3 protein-coding genes and 1 pseudogene are annotated in these 3,947 nt (G+C 39.5%); 1 reads left to right on the top strand and 3 read right to left on the bottom strand.

Features of this window, described 5'->3' with window-relative positions; translation table 11 throughout:
• Nucleotides 1-21 precede the first annotated feature (21 nt).
• Nucleotides 22-1,446, bottom strand: a complete 1,425-nt coding sequence (locus CWATDRAFT_RS30255) for a cobyrinate a,c-diamide synthase (protein ID WP_007308533.1) — start codon at nucleotides 1,444-1,446, stop codon at nucleotides 22-24.
• Between the two features lie 237 nt (nucleotides 1,447-1,683).
• Between CWATDRAFT_RS30255 and recA the strand changes: the two genes are divergently transcribed.
• The gene (recA, locus tag CWATDRAFT_RS30260; RefSeq protein ID WP_007308530.1) at nucleotides 1,684-2,760 is read left to right on the top strand and encodes a recombinase RecA; all 1,077 of its coding nucleotides are present in this window, start codon (nucleotides 1,684-1,686) and stop codon (nucleotides 2,758-2,760) included.
• Between the two features lie 280 nt (nucleotides 2,761-3,040).
• Here the strand turns inward: recA and CWATDRAFT_RS30265 are convergent, their stop codons facing one another.
• Together CWATDRAFT_RS30265 and CWATDRAFT_RS30270 are read right to left on the bottom strand one after the other, a co-directional pair.
• A complete protein-coding gene (locus CWATDRAFT_RS30265) occupies nucleotides 3,041-3,328 on the bottom strand; it encodes a hypothetical protein (RefSeq protein ID WP_232287242.1) in 288 nt (95 codons plus the stop codon).
• Between the two features lie 3 nt (nucleotides 3,329-3,331).
• Nucleotides 3,332-3,947 (bottom strand): annotated as a pseudogene (locus CWATDRAFT_RS30270) (IS5-like element ISUnCu10 family transposase); the annotation flags it as partial.

The raw sequence follows: 3,947 nt of genomic DNA on the forward strand, positions 1-3,947 counted from the left end.
CTACTTTATGTTTAACTGTGCTTAGTCTAGCGCAAGGTCTCTAGAAAAATCAAGGGTAGAACGAAAAAATTTTTCAGCTATTTGGGGACAACCCCCAAAATGTAGATGTAGATAGGAAGCGTGAAGATGATAACAGTGCCATCCTTCCCCATAAATCAGGCTATTTTTCTGCCAACTGGATAGATTATATAAAGGTTGTTCGGGGAGAATAGTTAACTCAGAGCGATGAAACTCATGACCCCAAATGGTTTCCCCTTGATTTAACAGAAAATTAGAACCAGTAGCGATCGCCTGTCTATATCCCAGTGTTAATTTCTTGACCATTTTAGCGGTGGTGGGCAAAATACCCACCATGGGCCAAGACTTGCCCTCAAAATCAACAATTTCCTCACACAAATACATTAACCCCCCACATTCGGCATAGGTGGGCATTCCTTTGATAATCCCTTGTTTAACTGAGTGTAAGGCTTTTGTATTACTAGATAAAGCCTCAGCAAACATTTCAGGAAACCCACCCCCAAAATATAAACCAGCAGTATCTTTGGGTAAGTTCTCATCTTCTAGAGGACTCCAGTAACATAGTTTAGCCCCTAACTGTTGCAAAATCTCTAGATTATCAGGGTAATAAAAATTAAAGGCTTTATCTTTGGCGATCGCTATTTTAGGTGACTGGGGGATGGGGGGACGGGGGGACGGGGGGACTGGGAGACTGGGAGACTGGGTGAGGTAAGGGAGAAGTTGTTCCCAGTTAAAACAAGTTTGCGCTAAATGGGCTAATCTATCAAACAAACGATCTAATTCTGGGAGTTCCTGGGTAGGTACTAACCCCAAATGGCGATCGGGGATAGTTAAGGTTTCTTGACGATAAATGACTCCGAAAATAGGAATATTAAGAGGTTTTAAAGCGGTTTCGAGTAAAGTTAAATGGCGATCGCTCCCCACTCGATTTAAAATTACTCCCACAACGTTAATATTGGGGTCAAGATAACTGTATCCATGAGCGATCGCAGCTACCGATCCCGATAAACGACTACAATCAATGACTAACACCACAGGAATACCTAAAATCCTAGCAATATGCGCCGTACTGCCATAATCTTGATATAAACCTCCTGTTGCGCCTCCTGCCTCCTGCCCTTCGGTTCCTCCTGCCTTCTCCAAGGGAACCCCATCAAATAAGCCCATAACCCCTTCAATAACGCCATAATCAACCCCTTGACAGTGTTTAGCAAAACAGGATTTAACGTAACTAACAGAGGTAAGAATGGGGTCTAAATTTCTACAGGGACGACCTGTGATATAACTGTGAAACATGGAGTCAATATAATCAGGCCCCACTTTGAAAGATTGCACATGAGCCGATTTTTTCCTCAAAAAAGCGAGTAATGCTAAGGTAATGGTGGTTTTTCCTGTACCACTGCGATCGCCAGCAATGATTGTTGTCACGATTTATTAAACAGATAACTGGGCAAATTGTCCTTAATTTTAGCTAATTGAGTAATAATAAGCAAAAATAACCGTAAATATTCACCCTTACTAATCACAATTTCAATGTTAACCTAGATAGCAAGGTGTATCAAAAAAAATTCTCACCATGACAGTTATTATCAGCAAAACAAGCTATAATGTACTAGCATAATTTTGTACTACTATTGTTGTTTAAGAATTAGATAGAGGAATTAAATGGCTGCAATTACAAACAATCCAGATAAAGAAAAGGCATTAGGCTTAGTTCTCAACCAAATAGAGCGAAATTTCGGTAAAGGTTCCATCATGCGTCTTGGAGATGCAGCCAGGATGAAGGTGGAAACCATTTCCACTGGGGCTTTAACCCTAGATTTAGCTTTGGGGGGTGGGCTACCTATGGGAAGAATTGTGGAAATTTACGGGCCAGAAAGTTCAGGTAAAACCACCTTAGCCCTCCATGCGATCGCCGAGGTGCAAAAAGCGGGGGGTGTGGCTGCCTTTGTGGATGCGGAACACGCTTTAGATCCCACCTATTCTGGGGCTTTAGGGGTAGATATTGATAACTTATTGGTGGCGCAACCGGATACCGGAGAATCTGCTTTAGAAATTGTGGATCAGTTAGTGCGATCGGCTGCGGTGGATGTGGTTGTGGTTGACTCAGTAGCTGCTTTAGTTCCCCGTGCAGAAATTGAAGGGGAAATGGGGGATACTCAAGTAGGTTTACAAGCTCGTTTAATGAGTAAAGCCCTGCGTAAAATTGCGGGGAATATCGGTAAATCTGGCTGTGTGGTCATTTTCCTCAACCAGTTACGGCAAAAAATTGGGGTAACTTATGGTAGTCCTGAAGTTACCACTGGGGGGACGGCACTGAAATTTTATGCTTCGGTGCGTTTAGATATTCGTCGTATTCAAACCCTGAAAAAAGGCAGTGAAGGAGAATATGGAATCCGTGCCAAGGTAAAAGTTGCTAAAAATAAAGTTGCGCCTCCGTTCCGTATTTCTGAATTTGATATCATTTTTGGTAGCGGAATCTCTCAGATGGGCTGTATGTTAGATTTAGCAGAACAATGTGATGTGGTTGTTCGTAAAGGTGCTTGGTATAGTTACAACGGGGACAATATTTCTCAGGGGAGAGATAATGCGGTCAAATATTTAGAAGAGAATCCCAAAATTGCTGAAACTATTGAGCAACAAGTGCGTGAAAAATTAGAGTTGGGATCTTTGAGTTTTGCGATTTCCCAAGGAGATGAAAACGAAGAGGAAAAACCAGAAAAAGCAGAAAAACAGAAATAGAGAGAATGTAGAATTTAGAGTTTTTATGTTTCTAAATTCTACATCTTTCCCTATAAAGATCGTAGGGTGGGCAAGTTCAAAAACTTTTTTAACTGATAAAACAAATAAAATCCTTGCCCACCGCACAAAATTACTACGAAGTATTGTAGGGTGCGTTGGGCAAAAGATGGTCTTTTGGATAATTGCTATAATTTTTTTATGCCGTAACGCACCAAATTAACGAAGAATGATTTTCGATCAGTTTTCGGTGTATTACGCTGCGCTAATACACCCTACAATTTTAATCAGGCTCCATAACCCTATTTAATTCTTGAATTAGTTCTCCAAATCCAGTCATCTGTTCATCAAAAGTGTCACCATTTTTAACATATAAATTATTACTTCTTTCTTGTTCAAGTGCTGATTTAGCAGCTATAACGTCGCTCACATTGATATGATATTTTTCTGCTAGTCGAACAGCATTTTCAAGAAAGTTATCAATATCTGATATTTCAACTTTACAATACGCTCTTGGACTTTGATTAAATAACGTACCCATAATTAGGGTTTGCTGAAAAAGTTTCTCCAAAATTTATGCCACTTTTGACCAAGAATTTTCTGACAAATCAATAAGTTTTAGTACATAAAAATTGTTTAAAGTATAATCAAAATTAATGAAAGGCGGTTTGATGAGTTCCCCTGTTCTATTATTAGTAAATAAGGACAAAAAAAGCGACAAAAACTGCCTCAGAAGTTTAGAAAGATTGACAACTAAAAATGTAATAGCAATAGATGTAATGGAGGTTTCAGGGAGTTTTGTCATCACGAGATTTAGGCTAAATCTTCGTTTAGCTTGTCCAAACTTTCCCTCAATAGCATTACGGAAGCATTCATCGGAGTGGGCTTGTTTCTTTTCTTCTTCACTGACATTTTTCGGAGGTCTTCCTAACTTCGGACCACTGATTCTTATCCCTCTTTCCTTACACCAATTTCTGTTTTCCCTAGTTCGATAAATTTTATCTACATGAACGGATTCGGGATAATAGCCAAACGTTTCTTTATACTTTTCTACTTGTTCTTTTAAATGACAAGATTCATTGAAGTTTTCCAAACTTATTTTGTCTAGAAACACATAGTTATCTACACAGCTTACTGAGAGTTTAGCTCCAAACTCTATTGGTTTTCCTGCTTTTCCCCTCACTATTGGA

The sequence above is a fragment of the Crocosphaera watsonii WH 8501 genome, from assembly GCF_000167195.1.
Lineage (GTDB): Bacteria > Cyanobacteriota > Cyanobacteriia > Cyanobacteriales > Microcystaceae > Crocosphaera > Crocosphaera watsonii.

What these genes read in the sequence shown, in the direction of transcription:
- recA (WP_007308530.1), top strand. Translation starts at nt 1,684, where the DNA reads ATGGCTGCAATTACAAACAATCCAGATAAAGAAAAGGCATTAGGCTTA.